The following is a 13,477-nucleotide window of genomic DNA, read 5'->3' on the forward strand; positions in this document are numbered from 1 at the left end:
CGGAAGCGGAAAGCTTCAGGCAGGAAACCGGAATCGCCAACCGAAGATCGTGAACGAGGCGAAGAAGGTGGCCCGGAGGAGGCCGTGGCCTTCATCGCCGAGGCCGTTGCCGAACTGGTCAAGCTGGCCGAACGCCACCGGCTTGAGGTGCTCAGCCATCTGCTCGGCATGGCGCGTCTCGAGGCGGAAGAGCGCATGCGCACCCGGAGCAAGCACAAGCTGTCGTGAGATCTTGGAGTTTGGTGGCGCGCACCCCTTTGATCTGTCACCTCAGGAATATGCGCGCTTGCTCTGCTTGCCCGCCAGCCGCGGCTTCAACGTCGTGTCTCCCGCACCTAGTAGCCGTCCGTCTTGCGAATAGAGTTCGAGCTTGCGAACCGGGCGTCCCTTTTCCTTGTCGACCAGGATCGTGGCGATCTCTTCCGGGTGCGCGTCGAATTCCTCGCTCCATTGCCGCAAGGCGACCAGGATCGGGAACACGCCGCGCCCCTTGGGCGTCAGCAGATATTCCTGATAGGCGCTGCCGTCGGAGGCAGGCGCGGTCTTCAGAATGCCCTGATCGACCAGCGCGCGCAGCCGCACCGTGAGGATATTTTTCGCCAACCCAAGCTTCTTCTGGAATTCACTGAAACGGCTGACACCGAAGAACGCCTCGCGGATAATCAGTATCGACCACCAGTCGCCGATCGCATCCAGCGAGCGCGCGATCGGGCAATCGTCGCGTTCGAAGCTGGTCCGTTTCACCATGCTGGGCTCCGTCGGATAGAAAGCCGATCACGGCCTTGTGTGGTTGCAATATTAAACCAGATGGCCTAGCTAGGCAATCTAGTTTAATCATGCAACCATCGGAGACGATCATGCGACTGGCGAACAAGACGGCGTTGATTACAGGGGGCAACAGCGGCATCGGGCTTGCGACGGCAAGGCTGTTCGTGGCCGAAGGCGCCAAGGTCGTCATCACCGGACGAAATCAGGCGACGCTCGAGGCTGCCGCGAAGGCGTTGGGGCCGAATACGCTCGCGCTCGCGGCTGACGCGACAGATATCGCGGCGACCGCAGCGGCGATCGGGAAAGGGGCCGAAAAGTTCGGCAAGTACGACATCCTGTTCGCCAATGCCGGTATCGCCGGCGGCACGCCGCTGGGCGCCGCCGAGATCGCAACATTCGAGAAGGTCATCAGCACCAACCTCACTAGCGTATTCTTCACCGTGCAATCCGCGCTGCCGCATCTCAACGACAACGCCTCGATCATTCTCAACGGCTCGGTCATCTCCGTACTGGGCATTCCCGGCTATTCGGCCTATGGCGCGGCGAAAGCCGGCGTGCGGGCGATGGCGCGGATCATGGCGTCGGAATTGTCGCCGCGGGGCATCCGCGTCAATGTGGTGGCGCCCGGTGCGATCCGTACTCCGATCTGGGGGGCGGCGATCGCAACCCCGGAGGCGGAAAAGGCCTTTGAAAAGCGGATCGCGCTATCGACGCCGCTCGGCCGCATCGGTGAGCCCGACCATATCGCGAAAACTGTGCTGTTCCTCGCCTCTGATGATTCCGCGCATGTGCAGGGCCAGGAGCTGTTTGTCGACGGCGGCGCCACCGCCTCTCCGAGCGGCGCGCCGATCTATCGCGGCTAGGGCAGGTCTACCCCATCCGAAGCCGGCCGGCGGTTGCCGGCCTGCTCCGGCACCTGCGACGGATTGGCGCTGAGCCAGAAGGCGCATTGAACCCCGGCCTTGATTGTCACAGATTCAGAGACAGGATTCTTGTCCAGAGAACCGGAGAGCAGCGATGCCGAAGAGGATCGACGCCTCTTCATCCGCCTTGCAGGATTCGGACACCTCGCAATTCGTTTCAATTGCGCTGTTCTCCGGCATCGGTCTTTTGATTTCCCTCGTCATCGTCCTCTGCCGCATGCACGGCATTTTCTGACCTGGCCTTCTCCGTCGCCTGCGAATGGCTGCCGTCAAGCGTGTCGACGGCACCCGGTGTTGCCGCAACTCACGCCGCGTGGAGATCGGCTGCCGCCTTCAGCGCGCCCGCCAGCGCCTTTTCGCGATGCTCGGGGCCGACCTGAATGCCATCGGCGGAAATGAATTCCGGGTTCCTGATGCCGATAAAGCCGAACACCCAGCGCAAATAGGTCTCGACATGCTCGCCGGGCGCGACCGGCGTGTCCGGACCGTAATAGCCGCCGCGCGAGATCGCGACGATGACGCGCTTGTTGCCGGCCAGCCCCTCGACGCCTTGCGCGCCATATTTGAACGTTTTGCCGGCGACCAGGATGCGGTCGATCCAGGCCTTGAGCTGGCTTGGCACGGTGAAATTGTACATGGGCGCGCCGATTACGATGATGTCGGCGGCGAGAAACTCTTCCAGCACGGCCTGGCCGGCAGCGATGTCCTCGCGCAGCGAGGCCTCCGGGGCTGCGCCCTGGCTGACGGCGAGGTGCAAGCCGGAAAGGTGCGCGAGCGGCGCAGCGGTGAGATCGCGATAGCTGATTTCGAGGCCGGGCGTGGATTGGCGCAGGCGGTCGACGATGGCTGCGGAAACCTGACGGCTGACGGAGTGGGGGCCGAGCACGCTGGAATCGAGATGCAAAAGCTTCATGAGGGGGCCGCCTTTCGGTATAGGTTTGTAACTGGCGCTACATGAGTGACTATGGCAAACCCCGCAAGAACGCACATTTTTTACACCCGAGCACACCCATGAGACCCGAGCACAAAAAAGTGCCTGCCTTGCCAGCCGGTCCGCACCTCGACAGTGATTGCCGCGGCGCGGCCTCCGTGCTGGCCCGGGTCGGCGACAAATGGAGCGTGTTCGTGATCATGATGCTCGGCGACGGGCCGAAGCGCTTCAACGAGATCAAGCGCATGATCGGCGGCATCTCGCAGCGAATGCTGACGCTGACGCTGCGCGGTCTGGAACGGGATGGTCTCGTGACACGCACGGTATTTCCGACCATTCCGCCGCGCGTCGACTATGAATTGACGGATCTGGGGCGAGGCCTGTCAAAGCCGGTGGCGGCGCTCGGTAAATGGGCCATTGAGCATCAGCCGGAGATCCAGCGTGCACGGATGAAGTTCGACGCGCGCAGCGAGAAAGATTAGATCAGCGACACCAGTCCGCCGCCATGGCGCTCCAGCCGGCCGGCAAGCTCAAGCTCCAGCAGCACCGTGCGAACGAGGGCGGCGGAGAGCCCCGAGATCCGGATCAGATCGTCGAGGCTGACCGGACTCGGCCCCAGCAGCGCAACGATGCGCTCGCGCTCGCCTGGATCGGTGTCGAAATCGAGCGGCTCGTCACTGCCTTCGCGTGCCGCGAGCACGAGCGGCCGCTCCATGATCGGCTGCACGGCGTTGATGACGTCGCTGGCATCAGTGACCAGCGCCGCGCCCTGCTTGATCAGATCGTTGGTGCCGGCGGCGCGCGGATCGAGCGGCGAGCCTGGTACGGCGAATACTTCGCGGCCCTGTTCGGCCGCCATCCGCGCCGTGATCAGCGAGCCCGAGCGGTGCGCAGCCTCGATCACGACAACGCCGAGCGACGCGCCCGAGATCAGGCGGTTGCGGCGTGGAAAATCGCGGGCGCGCGGTACGTGGCCGAGCGGCATTTCCGATATCGCGCCGCCTTGTTCGAGGAGGGCGGAGAGCAAATCGCCATGCTCGGGCGGATAGATCCGGTCGTGGCCGCCCGCCAGCACCGCGACCGTGCCGCTGTCGATCGTGACGCGATGCGCCGCCTGATCGATGCCGCGCGCCAAGCCCGAGATGACGACGAAGCCGGCGTCGCCGAGATCGCGCGCTAGCTTTCCGGCGAATTTCAGCCCGGCGCCGGAGGCGTTGCGCGAGCCGACGATCGCGATCATCGGCCGGATCAGCGTCTCGAGATTGCCGCGCACACCGAGCAGGGGCGGCGGATCGTCGAGCGCCGCCAGCCGCGGCGGATAGCCGGCTTCGCCCGGCGCGACCAGCGAGACGCCGATCTTGTCGCTCGCGGCGATCTCAGCCCGCGCTTCCGCTTCGCTGCAGATGCGCCCTGAACGCGCCGCCCCGCCACGCCGCGCCAGATCGGGCAGTTGCTCGAGCGCCGCACGCGCATTGCCGAAATGGCTGATGAGCGAATTGAAAGTGCGCGGGCCGACATTGTCGGATCGGATCAGGCGCAGCCGGTCGATCCGCTCGGCATCGGTGAGGTGGCGCGTCTGGGATGTACGGTCATGCATGCCAACACAGCTTTGCCCAACCTGAGATTGCGATCAACCTGTTTCGAGTTCGATCATCATGCCCGGCTTGACCCGGCCATCAAGGCCTTATCCAATGCGGCTGATCCGGTTAACCCGTCCGCCGATGGCAGAAAGCGTCCCATGATCTCTCTCGCCGAACTCCAGCGCCGTATCGATACCGGTGAACTTTCCGCTGACGCCGCGGTCGCGCGGTCGCTGGACGCGATCCGCGCGAAGGATGAAGCCATCGGCGCTTTCGTCTGCCATGCCGATCATCTGCGCGCGGCGAACGCCGGGCCGTTGCGGGGCATTGCCGTCGGCATCAAGGACATCATGGATACCGCGGAGTTTCCGACCGAGATGGGCTCGCCGATCTACCGCGGATTTCGCCCACGCGCCGACGCTGCCGTGGTGATGATGCTGAAGCAGGCGGGCGCAAGCATCGTCGGCAAGACCACGACCACGGCCTTCGCGTCCATCGACCCGACGCCGACGCTCAATCCGCATAACCATGGCCATACACCCGGCGGATCGTCATCAGGTTCGGCGGCCGCAGTGGCGGCCGGCATGATTCCGCTGGCGCTGGGAACGCAGACCGGCGGTTCGGTGATCCGGCCGGCATCCTTCTGCGGCGTCGCCGCGATCAAGCCGTCCTACCGCCTGCTGTTGACGGTCGGCGTCAAATGCTATTCGTGGACGCTCGATACGGTCGGGCTGTTCGCAGCCGGCGTCGACGATGTGGCACGCGGGCTATCCGCGATGACCGGCCGGCCCGAATTGCGTCTGCCAGCCACGATTCAAACGCCGCGCTTCGGCATCGTGGCCCAGGATTTCGCCGGAGCGCCGGAAGCGTCAGGCGAGCAGGCGCTGCGGATCGCGGCGAGGGCGGCGGATAAAGCCGGCGCCTCGGTGCGCGCGTTGGACTTGCCTCAGATCGTTGCCGAAGCGTGGTCCGCGCAACCCGTCGTGCAGGAATTCGAGGCGCATCGCGCGCTCGCCTGGGAGTACCGCGAGCATTACGACGCGATGGCGCCATTGCTACGGGCAAAACTTGACGAGACCAGGGATACACCGCCTGCCGCCTATGACGCGGCGATCGAAACAGCTAACCGCGCCAGACAAGCACTGGAACAGGTGTTCAACGAAGTCGACGTGCTGCTGACCTTGTCGGCGCCCGGCGCGGCGCCCGAGGGCTTGGGCTCGACCGGCGATGCCCGCTACAACCGTCTCTGGACGCTGATGGGCGTGCCTTGCGTGAACGTTCCGGCCTTTGTCGCAGAAGGCAATCTGCCCGTCGGCGTGCAGGTGATTGCAAGATATGGCGCCGACGCGAAGGCGCTGGCGGCGGCGCGGTTTGTCGAGCAGGCGCTAAGTACGGCGGATTAACGCGACTACTTCGCCCCGATGCGCCCCTCGGTGCCTGCCTGCAGCCGCTTGATGTTCTCGCTGTGCTTCCAGAACAGGAGCAGCGTCAGCACGACGAACAGAGACGCCATCGCTGGGTGGCCGAACCACCACAGGAATAGCGGTGTGACGAAAGCGGCGACCAGCGCCGAGAGCGATGAATAGCGCGTGGTGACGGCGGTAGCCAACCAGATCAGGCAGAACATCATTGCCGCCGGCCAGAACAGGCCGATCAGCACGCCGATATAAGTGGCGACGCCCTTGCCGCCGTTGAACTTGAGCCAAACCGGGAAGAGGTGGCCGAGAAAGGCGCCGAGCGCGGCCAGCATCGCCGCATTGGCGCCGCCGTAGTAGCCCGCGATGATGACGGCGACCGTGCCCTTGAGCGCGTCGCCGATCAGCGTTGCCGCGGCGAGGCCCTTGCGGCCGGTCCGCAGCACGTTGGTGGCGCCGATATTGCCGGAGCCGATCGAACGCAGATCCTGCGTGCCGGCCAGTCTGGTCAGCAGCAGGCCGAACGGGATCGAACCGAACAGATAGCCGATCAGGAAAGCGGCGATGAGGAATGCATCAGACATCAACGTTGCTCCCGCCGCGCCAGCCCTTCGGCTTTTGCCGAAACGCGCTAGACGTGCTCATAGACCGTGCGTCCGCCTACGATAGTACGCACAACGCGTCCCGAGAAGCGGGCTTCGTCGAACGGGGTGTTCTTGCACTGCGATTTCAGGTCGGCGGGATCGAGAATCCAGGGCGTATCGGGATCGATGACGACCACGTCGGCCGGGGAACCCGCGCGCAGCGAGCCGCCGGGCAGGCCGAGCAGCTCGGCCGGGCGGGTCGACATCGCCCGGATCAGCGTCTTGAAGTCCATCTCGCCACTGTGGATCAGGCGCAGCGCCGCCGGCAGCATGGTTTGCAGCCCCACCGCGCCGGAGGCCGCTTCTGCGAACGGGAGCCGCTTGACCTCGACGTCCTGCGGATTGTGATCGGACATCACGACGTCGACCAGGCCGGAGGCGATGGCCGCAACCAGCGCAAGGCGGTCCTCCTCGGTACGCAGCGGCGGCGACAGCTTCAGGAAGGTGCGGTAGGGGCCGATGTCGTTTTCGTTCAGCGTGACATGGTTGATCGACACCGAGGCGCTGACGTCGAGGCCGGCGTCGCGCGCGCGCTTGAGGATTTCCAGCGACTCCATCGACGACAGCGAGGCCGCGTGATAGCGGCCGCCGGTCAGCGCCACGAGCCGCATGTCGCGTTCGAGGATGATGCACTCTGCGGCATTGGGAATGCCGACGAGGCCGAGCCGGGCGGCGAACTCGCCCTCGTTCATCACGCCCTCACCGACGAGATCGGGGTCCTCGGTGTGGTGCACGATCAGCGCGTCGAAATCCCGCGCATAGGTCAAGGCCCGGCGCATCACCTGGGCGTTGGTAACGCTCTTGTCGCCATCGGTGAAGGCGACCGCGCCGGCGGCCTTCAACAGCCCGATCTCGGTCATCTCCGCGCCGCCCAGACCCTTGGTCAGGGCTGCCATCGGGTGGATGTTGACGATCGCGGTGTCGCGGGCGCGGCGCAGCACGAAATCGACGGTTGCCGAATTGTCGATGACGGGCGAAGTGTCCGGCTGGCAGATGATGGTGGTGATGCCGCCGGCGGCCGCTGCCTGGCTGGCGGAAGCAAAGGTTTCGCGATGGCTGGCGCCAGGCTCACCGACGAAGGCGCGCATGTCGATCAGCCCAGGCGCGACGATCTTGCCGGCGCAATTGATGATATCGGTACCTTCCGGCACGCCGGCGGCGCCGATGCCGCGCCTACTGTCCCGGATCAGACCGTCGGCAATCAGGACGTCGCCGGGGCCGTCGAAATCCCGTGAGGGATCGACGACGCGGGCATTGGCGAGCAGGATCGGGCGGCGTTCGGTCAGCATGATTTATGCGTTCGGCAGGTTGCGGGCGAGCGCTTCAAGTACCGCCATCCGCACTGCCACTCCCATTTCCACCTGTTCACGGATCAGCGATTGCGCGCCGTCGGCAACGATCGAGTCGATTTCGACGCCGCGATTCATCGGCCCCGGATGCATCACCAGCGCATCCGGCTTGGCGTAGGCCAGCTTCTTCTGGTCGAGGCCGAAATAGTGGAAGTACTCGCCCGACGACGGCACGAACGAGCCGTTCATGCGCTCGCGCTGCAGCCGCAGCATCATCACGATATCGGCGCCGTTGAGGCCCTCGCGCATGTCGCGTGCGACCTCCACCCCCATCCGCTCGATGCCGCGCGGCAGCAGCGTGGAGGGGGCGACGACGCGGACGCGCGCGCCCATGGTGTTGAGCAGGAGAATATTGGAGCGCGCCACGCGGGAGTGCATCACGTCGCCGCAGATCGCGATGACGAGGCCTTCCAGCCGGCCCTTATTCCGGCGGATGGTCAGTGCGTCCAGCAGCGCCTGGGTCGGATGTTCGTGCGCGCCGTCGCCGGCATTGATCACGGAACCGTCAACCTTCCGCGCCAGAAGTTCCACCGCGCCGGAGGCATGGTGCCGCACCACCAGGATATCCGGGTGCATGGCGTTGAGCGTCACTGCCGTGTCCATCAGCGTCTCGCCCTTGCGGATCGAGGACGAGGACACCGACATGTTCATGACGTCGGCCCCGAGCCGCTTTCCAGCCAGTTCGAACGAGGATTGCGTTCGCGTCGAAGCCTCGAAAAACAGGTTCACCTGGGTGCGACCGCGCAGAGAAGTGCGCTTTTTGTCCACCTGGCGGTTGAGCTCGACATACTCCTCGGAAAGGTCGAGCAGGCCGGTAATGTCGGCAGCGGAAAGCCCCTCGATTCCCAGCAGATGCCGGTGCCCGAGGACGAAGGTCGATTTCGATATAGGGGTCATTAAAGCCAGAGCTATAGGCAGAGATGCCACCCAGGGCAAGCTTCAAATCCGAGGTGCGGACTTATCCACTAGCGCTTCGGCGGCAGGGTAAATGGGCCTCCCAGTGTTCCGCGTCTGCGGATTCCACTAGAATGACCAGGATCGGCACGCGGTACATGGGGGAAAACATGGGGCATTTCATTCAGTGCATTCGGATCATGTGGGCGCTGGCGTGATCGTCGGCAGCGGGACGGCAAGGCGGATGGCACGCGCAGCGATATTCGCGGCAGGCTGCCTGACGAGCGTCGCCGCGCAGGCGCAGAAGCTGCCGGCCGGTTTCGTCTATTTGCGCGATATTGATCCGACCATCATCCAGGATATCCGTTACGCCGGTTCGAACAATTTCGTCGGACGACCGCTGAAGGGGTATGAGGCCGCCGAATGCGTGGTGAAGCGCGAGGTTGGCCGGCTCCTCAGAAGCGTTCAGGAAGAACTCGCGCCGCAGAACCTGTCGCTGAAGATGTTCGATTGCTACCGTCCGGCGCGCGCGGTGGCCGACATGGTGGCGTGGTCGCGCGATGGCCGCGAGACGCCGGCGCAGAAGCGCTACAATCCCTCGTTCCGCAAAGCCGACCTGTTTCGCCTAGGGTATATCGCCGAACGTTCCGGCCATTCGACCGGTGCTGCGCTCGATCTCACGCTGGTTGATCTGAAGGTCGACAATTCGGCCGCCTTCGATTCCACCAAGGACTACGCCGACTGCACGGCAAACGTGAACCTGCGCGCCCCGGAAGGCAGCGTCGACATGGGCACCGGCTATGATTGTTCCGACGTCAAGGCGCACACGGCTGCGAAATCCATCGCGCCAGCCCAGCGCCGCTGGCGGGAGAAGCTGGTCCAGGCGATGGCGCGGCGAGGATTTGTAAACTATTCGAAGGAGTGGTGGCACTTTTCGCTGCCGGGGGCGGGCGGGCAGGCCTATGATTTCCCGATTTCATCGCGGAAGTGATTTAACTGTTCCAGGACCAGCCATGAGCCAGGCAACATTTGCGACCCACGAGGTCTTCAATCAATCGCCGCCGTTTTGGGATGTCGACCTGTATGCGACCGACCGGCCGCTGGTCGATGCGGTCGCTGCCAATGGCGGCGCGTCGGCCGCGGGCGAGTTATCGGAGTTCGGCAAGCACTGGGGCTCGGCCGCGATGGCGGAGCGCGGCCGCGTTGCCAACGAGAACACGCCGAAACTGCGCACCTTCGATTCCAGAGGCAATCGCCGCGACGAGGTCGAGTTTCACCCGGCCTATCATGAGCTGATGGCGCGCTCTGCGCATGCCGGCGTGCACAATTCGACGTGGACCGCTGACGGCAAGCCGGCTGGCGGGGCGTCGGAAGTGATACGCGCGGCGAAATTCTACATGGCCGCACAGGTCGAGACCGGGCATCTCTGCCCGATCACCATGACGCGGGCTTCCGTCGCGGCGCTGGCGGAGCAGCCTGAACTGCTGGCCAGGGTGATGCCGGTGCTCGGGACGCGATCCTACGATCCGGCGTTTGCGCCGTGGTGGACCAAGCGCGGCATGACGCTCGGCATGGGCATGACCGAGAAGCAGGGCGGCACCGACGTGCGCACCAACATGACGCGGGCGGAGCGCGACGGCAGCGCCTACCGCATCACCGGACACAAATGGTTCATGTCGGCGCCGATGTGCGACGCCTTTCTCGTTCTGGCCCAGGCAGAGGAGGGACTGAGCTGCTTCCTGATGCCGCGCTTTGCCCCCGACGGCTCGGTTAACGCGATCCACTTCCAGCGGCTGAAGGACAAGCTCGGCAATCGCTCCAATGCGTCCTCCGAGGTCGAGTTTCACGGTGCCTATGCCGAGCGCGTCGGCGCGGCGGGCAAGGGTATCAGAACCATCATCCAGATGGTGCAGTTGACGCGGCAGGATTGCGCGATTGCGTCCGCCGGCCTGATGCGATCGGGGCTGGCGCATGCGCTGCATCACGCGCGGCATCGCAGCGTGTTTCAGAAGCATCTTGCCGATCAGCCCCTGATGCAGGCGGTGTTGTCGGACATGGCCCTGCACGTCGAGGCCACGATCGCACTGGTGATGCGGCTCTGCCGTTCGTTCGACCGCGCGGCCGTTGACGCCAAGGAAGCCGCCTACATGCGGCTGCTGACGCCTGCGATCAAATACTGGGTCTGCAAAAGCGCGCCCGGCTTTCTATATGAGGCGATGGAGTGCCTTGGCGGCAATGGCTACGTGGAAGAGGGCATTCTGGCGCGGCATTACCGGGAAGCGCCGGTCAATGCGATCTGGGAGGGCTCCGGCAATGTGATGTGTCTCGACGTGCTCCGCGCGCTGTCGCGCGAGCCGGAAGCGGCGTCCGGCATCGTGCACGAACTGACCGGCGAGACGCTCGGATTATCCGGCGCGGGCGGAGCAACCGCATTCATCGGCAAGGCGTTCCACCGCCCGGACAGCGAGCGCGTGGCGCGGCTGGCGGTCGAAAAACTGGCGCTGCTCGCGGCTGGTGCCGCGCTCAGCGCCGTGTCGCCGCACCAGGCGCATTTGTTCGCAGCCACGCGCCTTGTCGGCAACCACGCCGGCATGTACGGCGCGGTTGATCTGGCCACGGAAGACATAAAAGGCCTGCTGCAGCGGGCGTTGCCGTGAATTCGCATCATCCGTCATGGCCGGGCTTGTCCCGGCCATCCACATCTTTTGTCTCAGCGTGAAATCAAGACGTGGATGCCCGGGACAAGCCCGGCCATGACCACACCGGGAAAGCTGATTTGATGGACTCCCTCACCACCGCAAATCCCACTGCCATCCCGCCCGCGATCCCCGATCAGCGGCCACCACGCGCCTGGAAATTCTGGGGCACGGCGCTGTGGGGCCTGTTCATCTTCGCGGCGATGTTCCTCGGCCAGGTGACGGTCATCGGCTATTTTGTGCTGCGGCAGGGCGGCTCATTCGACATCGCCGCGGCGATCCGTGTCATCGGCGGCGGTTTGACCATCTCGCTCTCGGTGATCCTGGGGGTGCCCGCCGTGCTGCTGGCGACGTGGATTGCGATCCGTCCGACAGGGATACCGTTTGCCGATTACCTGGCGCTGCGCTGGACCTCCTGGCGCAATTTCTTCACGGGTCTCGCGGCGCTGGCCATCCTGGTCGGCGGCTGGGACCTGCTGTCGCGTGCACTCGGACGCGAGGTAACGCCGGGCTTCATGGGCGAGGTGCTGAAATCCGCCCAGGCCGACGGCGCACTGTGGCTATTGGTGATCGCGTTTGCCGTCGCAGCGCCCATGTGGGAAGAGATTTTCGCACGCGGGTTTCTCTATCGCGGCTGGTCGGAGTCGCGGCTTGGCGTCGCCGGTGCCATCTTCCTGTCGTCGCTGGCCTGGACCGCACTGCACCTGCAATATGACTGGTTCTTCTTCGGCGAAGTGTTTTCGATCGGCCTGCTGCTGGGCTATCTGCGCTACCGCACCAACTCAACCTGGCTGACGATCGTGCTGCACGGCATCAACAATCTGGCCGCGACGATCCAAACCTTCTGGCTGGCCGGCTCCAGCTAGCACATAGCCGCAAGCGCAATCGCAAGCGGCATCGTCACTGCCGCCAAAATAGTCTGCAGCGTGATGATCTGGGCGAGCAGCGGTGCATCGCCGCCCATCTGCCGCGCCAGCACATAGGTGCTTGATGCGGTGGGTACCGCTGAACAGACCGTCACGACGGCGAGATTGGAATCGGCTATTCCAAACTGCAACGCCAGCGCGACTGCGATTGCCGGCATCAGCACCAGCTTGAGGAACACCGCGACGCTGGCGGCGAGGCTTGGCCTGAACAGGCCTTCGAGATGCAGGCCGGCGCCGGTCACTAACAGGCCGATGGCGAGCGACGAGCGGCCGAGCGCATCCGCCACCTCGTACCAGAGCTTGGGCAGCGGAACGTGGGTGACGTTGAGCGCCAGCCCGACCGCGCAGGCCCAGATCAGGGGATTGCGCACCACCGTCACGACAATTGCACCGGCCGAGCGCTTTTCCGGCGAGGCGTAATGAGCAAGCACCGCAACGCTGAGGACGTTGACCAGCGGGACAATCGCGATCATCGCGACGGATGCCAGCGCCAGCCCGAGGTTGCCGAACAGGCTGCCGGAGACGGAGAGCGCCACATAGGTCTGCCAGCGCGTCGCGCCCTGGAAGATCGAGGTAAAGGCGGGACCATCGACGGCGGCGCGGGCGAGCAGGGGGCGCAGCGCAAGGCACAGCAGCGACATCGCGAGCGCCGACAGCAGCAGCGCGCCGCCGACGCCGGCCACCGGCACCGAGCTCAGGTCGGCCTTGACCAGCGTCTGCACCAGAAAGACCGGGAGCAACACGTAATAGGTCAGCCGTTCCAGCCCGTGCCACTGCGTCTCCGGCTGTATCAGCGTGCGCTTCAGGATGAAGCCGAGCACGATCAGCAAAAATACCGGCAACAGCGCCGCGATGACGACCGCCATGCTTAAGTGTCTCCACGCAGCTTTGCCAGCCGGTCCAGCGCACCCTGCAGGATGAAGATCGCGGCATGCTCGTCGATCACCTCGGCGCGGCGCGCGCGGGAGACGTCCATGCCGATCAATTCGCGCTCGACGGCCGCGGTCGAGAGCCGCTCGTCCCACAGCGCGATGGCGAGGTCCGTGAGGTTGGAAAGGTTGCGTGCAAAGGCGCGGGTCGATTGCGCGCGCGGCCCCTCGCTGCCGTCCATGTTGATGGGCAGGCCGAGCACGAAGCCGACAGCATTGCGTTCACCCGCGATGGCAAGCAGCCGCGCCGCATCAGCCTTGAAAGCTTTGCGCTGGATGGTCTCGACGCCGGTCGCAAGTCGTCGATCAGGATCGGACACGGCGACACCGATGGTCTTGGTGCCGAGATCGAGTCCGATCAGGGCCCCGCGCGCGGGCCAATGGGTAACGGCATCGATTAAGGGCAGGATAGGGGCGGGCAT

At 64.8% G+C, this 13,477-nt stretch carries 16 protein-coding genes; 8 read left to right on the plus strand and 8 right to left on the minus strand.

Annotated features, from left to right (window positions below; all coding sequences use genetic code 11):
• The first annotated feature begins 84 nt into the window (after positions 1-84).
• Positions 85-228 (plus strand): hypothetical protein, encoded by a 144-nt coding sequence (locus tag HCN50_RS34825; RefSeq protein WP_171712369.1) that lies wholly within the window; start codon positions 85-87, stop codon positions 226-228.
• Positions 229-270: 42 nt separating this feature from the next.
• Here HCN50_RS34825 and HCN50_RS24050 read toward each other — a convergent pair whose 3' ends face one another.
• Positions 271-747 carry a winged helix-turn-helix transcriptional regulator gene (locus tag HCN50_RS24050; protein ID WP_171712370.1) on the minus strand — a complete coding sequence of 159 codons (477 nt, stop codon included), beginning with the start codon at positions 745-747 and terminating at the stop codon, positions 271-273.
• A 110-nt stretch (positions 748-857) separates the two neighbouring features.
• On the opposite strand from HCN50_RS24050, the gene HCN50_RS24055 reads away from it, so the two are divergent.
• Entirely contained in the window at positions 858-1,631 is a 774-nt protein-coding gene (locus tag HCN50_RS24055; protein ID WP_171712371.1) for an SDR family oxidoreductase, read from the plus strand.
• Positions 1,632-1,785: 154 nt separating this feature from the next.
• Entirely contained in the window at positions 1,786-1,926 is a 141-nt protein-coding gene (locus HCN50_RS24060) for a hypothetical protein (protein WP_171712372.1), read from the plus strand.
• A gap of 69 nt (positions 1,927-1,995) precedes the next feature.
• Here the strand turns inward: HCN50_RS24060 and HCN50_RS24065 are convergent, their stop codons facing one another.
• A complete protein-coding gene (locus tag HCN50_RS24065; protein ID WP_171712373.1) occupies positions 1,996-2,604 on the minus strand; it encodes an FMN-dependent NADH-azoreductase in 609 nt (202 codons plus the stop codon).
• A 98-nt stretch (positions 2,605-2,702) separates the two neighbouring features.
• On the opposite strand from HCN50_RS24065, the gene HCN50_RS24070 reads away from it, so the two are divergent.
• The gene (locus tag HCN50_RS24070; protein ID WP_171712374.1) at positions 2,703-3,104 is read left to right on the plus strand and encodes a winged helix-turn-helix transcriptional regulator; all 402 of its coding nucleotides are present in this window, start codon (positions 2,703-2,705) and stop codon (positions 3,102-3,104) included.
• On the opposite strand, the gene dprA is transcribed toward HCN50_RS24070, so the two are convergent.
• Positions 3,101-4,219, minus strand: a complete 1,119-nt coding sequence (gene dprA, locus HCN50_RS24075; protein WP_171712375.1) for a DNA-processing protein DprA — start codon at positions 4,217-4,219, stop codon at positions 3,101-3,103. The two genes, HCN50_RS24070 and dprA, sit on opposite strands and share 4 nt — an antisense overlap.
• Before the next feature lie 141 nt (positions 4,220-4,360).
• On the opposite strand from dprA, the gene HCN50_RS24080 reads away from it, so the two are divergent.
• A complete protein-coding gene (locus HCN50_RS24080; protein ID WP_171712376.1) occupies positions 4,361-5,605 on the plus strand; it encodes an amidase in 1,245 nt (414 codons plus the stop codon).
• A gap of 5 nt (positions 5,606-5,610) precedes the next feature.
• On the opposite strand, the gene plsY is transcribed toward HCN50_RS24080, so the two are convergent.
• Genes plsY through HCN50_RS24095 form a run of 3 tightly spaced genes read right to left on the minus strand, consistent with a single transcriptional unit; the run spans position 5,611 to position 8,507 of the window.
• Positions 5,611-6,201: a glycerol-3-phosphate 1-O-acyltransferase PlsY gene (gene plsY / locus HCN50_RS24085; protein WP_171712377.1), complete on the minus strand. Its 591-nt coding sequence runs from the start codon at positions 6,199-6,201 to the stop codon at positions 5,611-5,613.
• A 47-nt stretch (positions 6,202-6,248) separates the two neighbouring features.
• Positions 6,249-7,550, minus strand: coding sequence for a dihydroorotase (locus tag HCN50_RS24090; protein WP_171712378.1), 1,302 nt, complete (start codon positions 7,548-7,550; stop codon positions 6,249-6,251).
• A gap of 3 nt (positions 7,551-7,553) precedes the next feature.
• Complete coding sequence (locus tag HCN50_RS24095; RefSeq protein WP_171712379.1) at positions 7,554-8,507, minus strand: aspartate carbamoyltransferase catalytic subunit; 954 nt, start codon at positions 8,505-8,507, stop codon at positions 7,554-7,556.
• A 241-nt stretch (positions 8,508-8,748) separates the two neighbouring features.
• On the opposite strand from HCN50_RS24095, the gene HCN50_RS24100 reads away from it, so the two are divergent.
• The 3 genes from HCN50_RS24100 to HCN50_RS24110 all read left to right on the plus strand — a co-directional run bounded on the left by HCN50_RS24100 (position 8,749) and on the right by HCN50_RS24110 (position 12,066).
• Positions 8,749-9,495, plus strand: coding sequence for a M15 family metallopeptidase (locus tag HCN50_RS24100; RefSeq protein WP_171712380.1), 747 nt, complete (start codon positions 8,749-8,751; stop codon positions 9,493-9,495).
• A 22-nt stretch (positions 9,496-9,517) separates the two neighbouring features.
• Positions 9,518-11,161, plus strand: coding sequence for an acyl-CoA dehydrogenase family protein (locus HCN50_RS24105; protein ID WP_171712381.1), 1,644 nt, complete (start codon positions 9,518-9,520; stop codon positions 11,159-11,161).
• Positions 11,162-11,283: 122 nt separating this feature from the next.
• Positions 11,284-12,066 carry a CPBP family intramembrane glutamic endopeptidase gene (locus tag HCN50_RS24110; protein ID WP_171712382.1) on the plus strand — a complete coding sequence of 261 codons (783 nt, stop codon included), beginning with the start codon at positions 11,284-11,286 and terminating at the stop codon, positions 12,064-12,066.
• Here the strand turns inward: HCN50_RS24110 and HCN50_RS24115 are convergent.
• Together HCN50_RS24115 and ruvX are read right to left on the minus strand one after the other, a co-directional pair.
• Positions 12,063-12,992 (minus strand): AEC family transporter, encoded by a 930-nt coding sequence (locus tag HCN50_RS24115; RefSeq protein ID WP_171712383.1) that lies wholly within the window; start codon positions 12,990-12,992, stop codon positions 12,063-12,065. The genes HCN50_RS24110 and HCN50_RS24115 overlap by 4 nt on opposite strands.
• Positions 12,993-12,994: 2 nt before the next feature.
• On the minus strand, positions 12,995-13,477 hold the full coding sequence (ruvX, locus tag HCN50_RS24120; RefSeq protein WP_171712384.1) for a Holliday junction resolvase RuvX: 483 nt from the start codon (positions 13,475-13,477) through the stop codon (positions 12,995-12,997).

The organism is Bradyrhizobium archetypum, assembly GCF_013114835.1.
Lineage (GTDB): Bacteria > Pseudomonadota > Alphaproteobacteria > Rhizobiales > Xanthobacteraceae > Bradyrhizobium > Bradyrhizobium archetypum.

What these genes read in the sequence shown, in the direction of transcription:
- HCN50_RS24105 (WP_171712381.1), top strand. Translation starts at nt 9,518, where the DNA reads ATGAGCCAGGCAACATTTGCGACCCACGAGGTCTTCAATCAATCGCCG.
- HCN50_RS24050 (WP_171712370.1), bottom strand. Translation starts at nt 747, where the DNA reads ATGGTGAAACGGACCAGCTTCGAACGCGACGATTGCCCGATCGCGCGC.
- HCN50_RS24080 (WP_171712376.1), top strand. Translation starts at nt 4,361, where the DNA reads ATGATCTCTCTCGCCGAACTCCAGCGCCGTATCGATACCGGTGAACTT.
- HCN50_RS24055 (WP_171712371.1), top strand. Translation starts at nt 858, where the DNA reads ATGCGACTGGCGAACAAGACGGCGTTGATTACAGGGGGCAACAGCGGC.
- ruvX (WP_171712384.1), bottom strand. Translation starts at nt 13,477, where the DNA reads ATGCCCGCCCCTATCCTGCCCTTAATCGATGCCGTTACCCATTGGCCC.
- HCN50_RS24110 (WP_171712382.1), top strand. Translation starts at nt 11,284, where the DNA reads ATGGACTCCCTCACCACCGCAAATCCCACTGCCATCCCGCCCGCGATC.
- HCN50_RS24070 (WP_171712374.1), top strand. Translation starts at nt 2,703, where the DNA reads ATGAGACCCGAGCACAAAAAAGTGCCTGCCTTGCCAGCCGGTCCGCAC.
- HCN50_RS24115 (WP_171712383.1), bottom strand. Translation starts at nt 12,992, where the DNA reads ATGGCGGTCGTCATCGCGGCGCTGTTGCCGGTATTTTTGCTGATCGTG.
- plsY (WP_171712377.1), bottom strand. Translation starts at nt 6,201, where the DNA reads ATGTCTGATGCATTCCTCATCGCCGCTTTCCTGATCGGCTATCTGTTC.
- HCN50_RS24060 (WP_171712372.1), top strand. Translation starts at nt 1,786, where the DNA reads ATGCCGAAGAGGATCGACGCCTCTTCATCCGCCTTGCAGGATTCGGAC.
- HCN50_RS24095 (WP_171712379.1), bottom strand. Translation starts at nt 8,507, where the DNA reads ATGACCCCTATATCGAAATCGACCTTCGTCCTCGGGCACCGGCATCTG.
- dprA (WP_171712375.1), bottom strand. Translation starts at nt 4,219, where the DNA reads ATGCATGACCGTACATCCCAGACGCGCCACCTCACCGATGCCGAGCGG.
- HCN50_RS24090 (WP_171712378.1), bottom strand. Translation starts at nt 7,550, where the DNA reads ATGCTGACCGAACGCCGCCCGATCCTGCTCGCCAATGCCCGCGTCGTC.
- HCN50_RS24065 (WP_171712373.1), bottom strand. Translation starts at nt 2,604, where the DNA reads ATGAAGCTTTTGCATCTCGATTCCAGCGTGCTCGGCCCCCACTCCGTC.
- HCN50_RS24100 (WP_171712380.1), top strand. Translation starts at nt 8,749, where the DNA reads ATGGCACGCGCAGCGATATTCGCGGCAGGCTGCCTGACGAGCGTCGCC.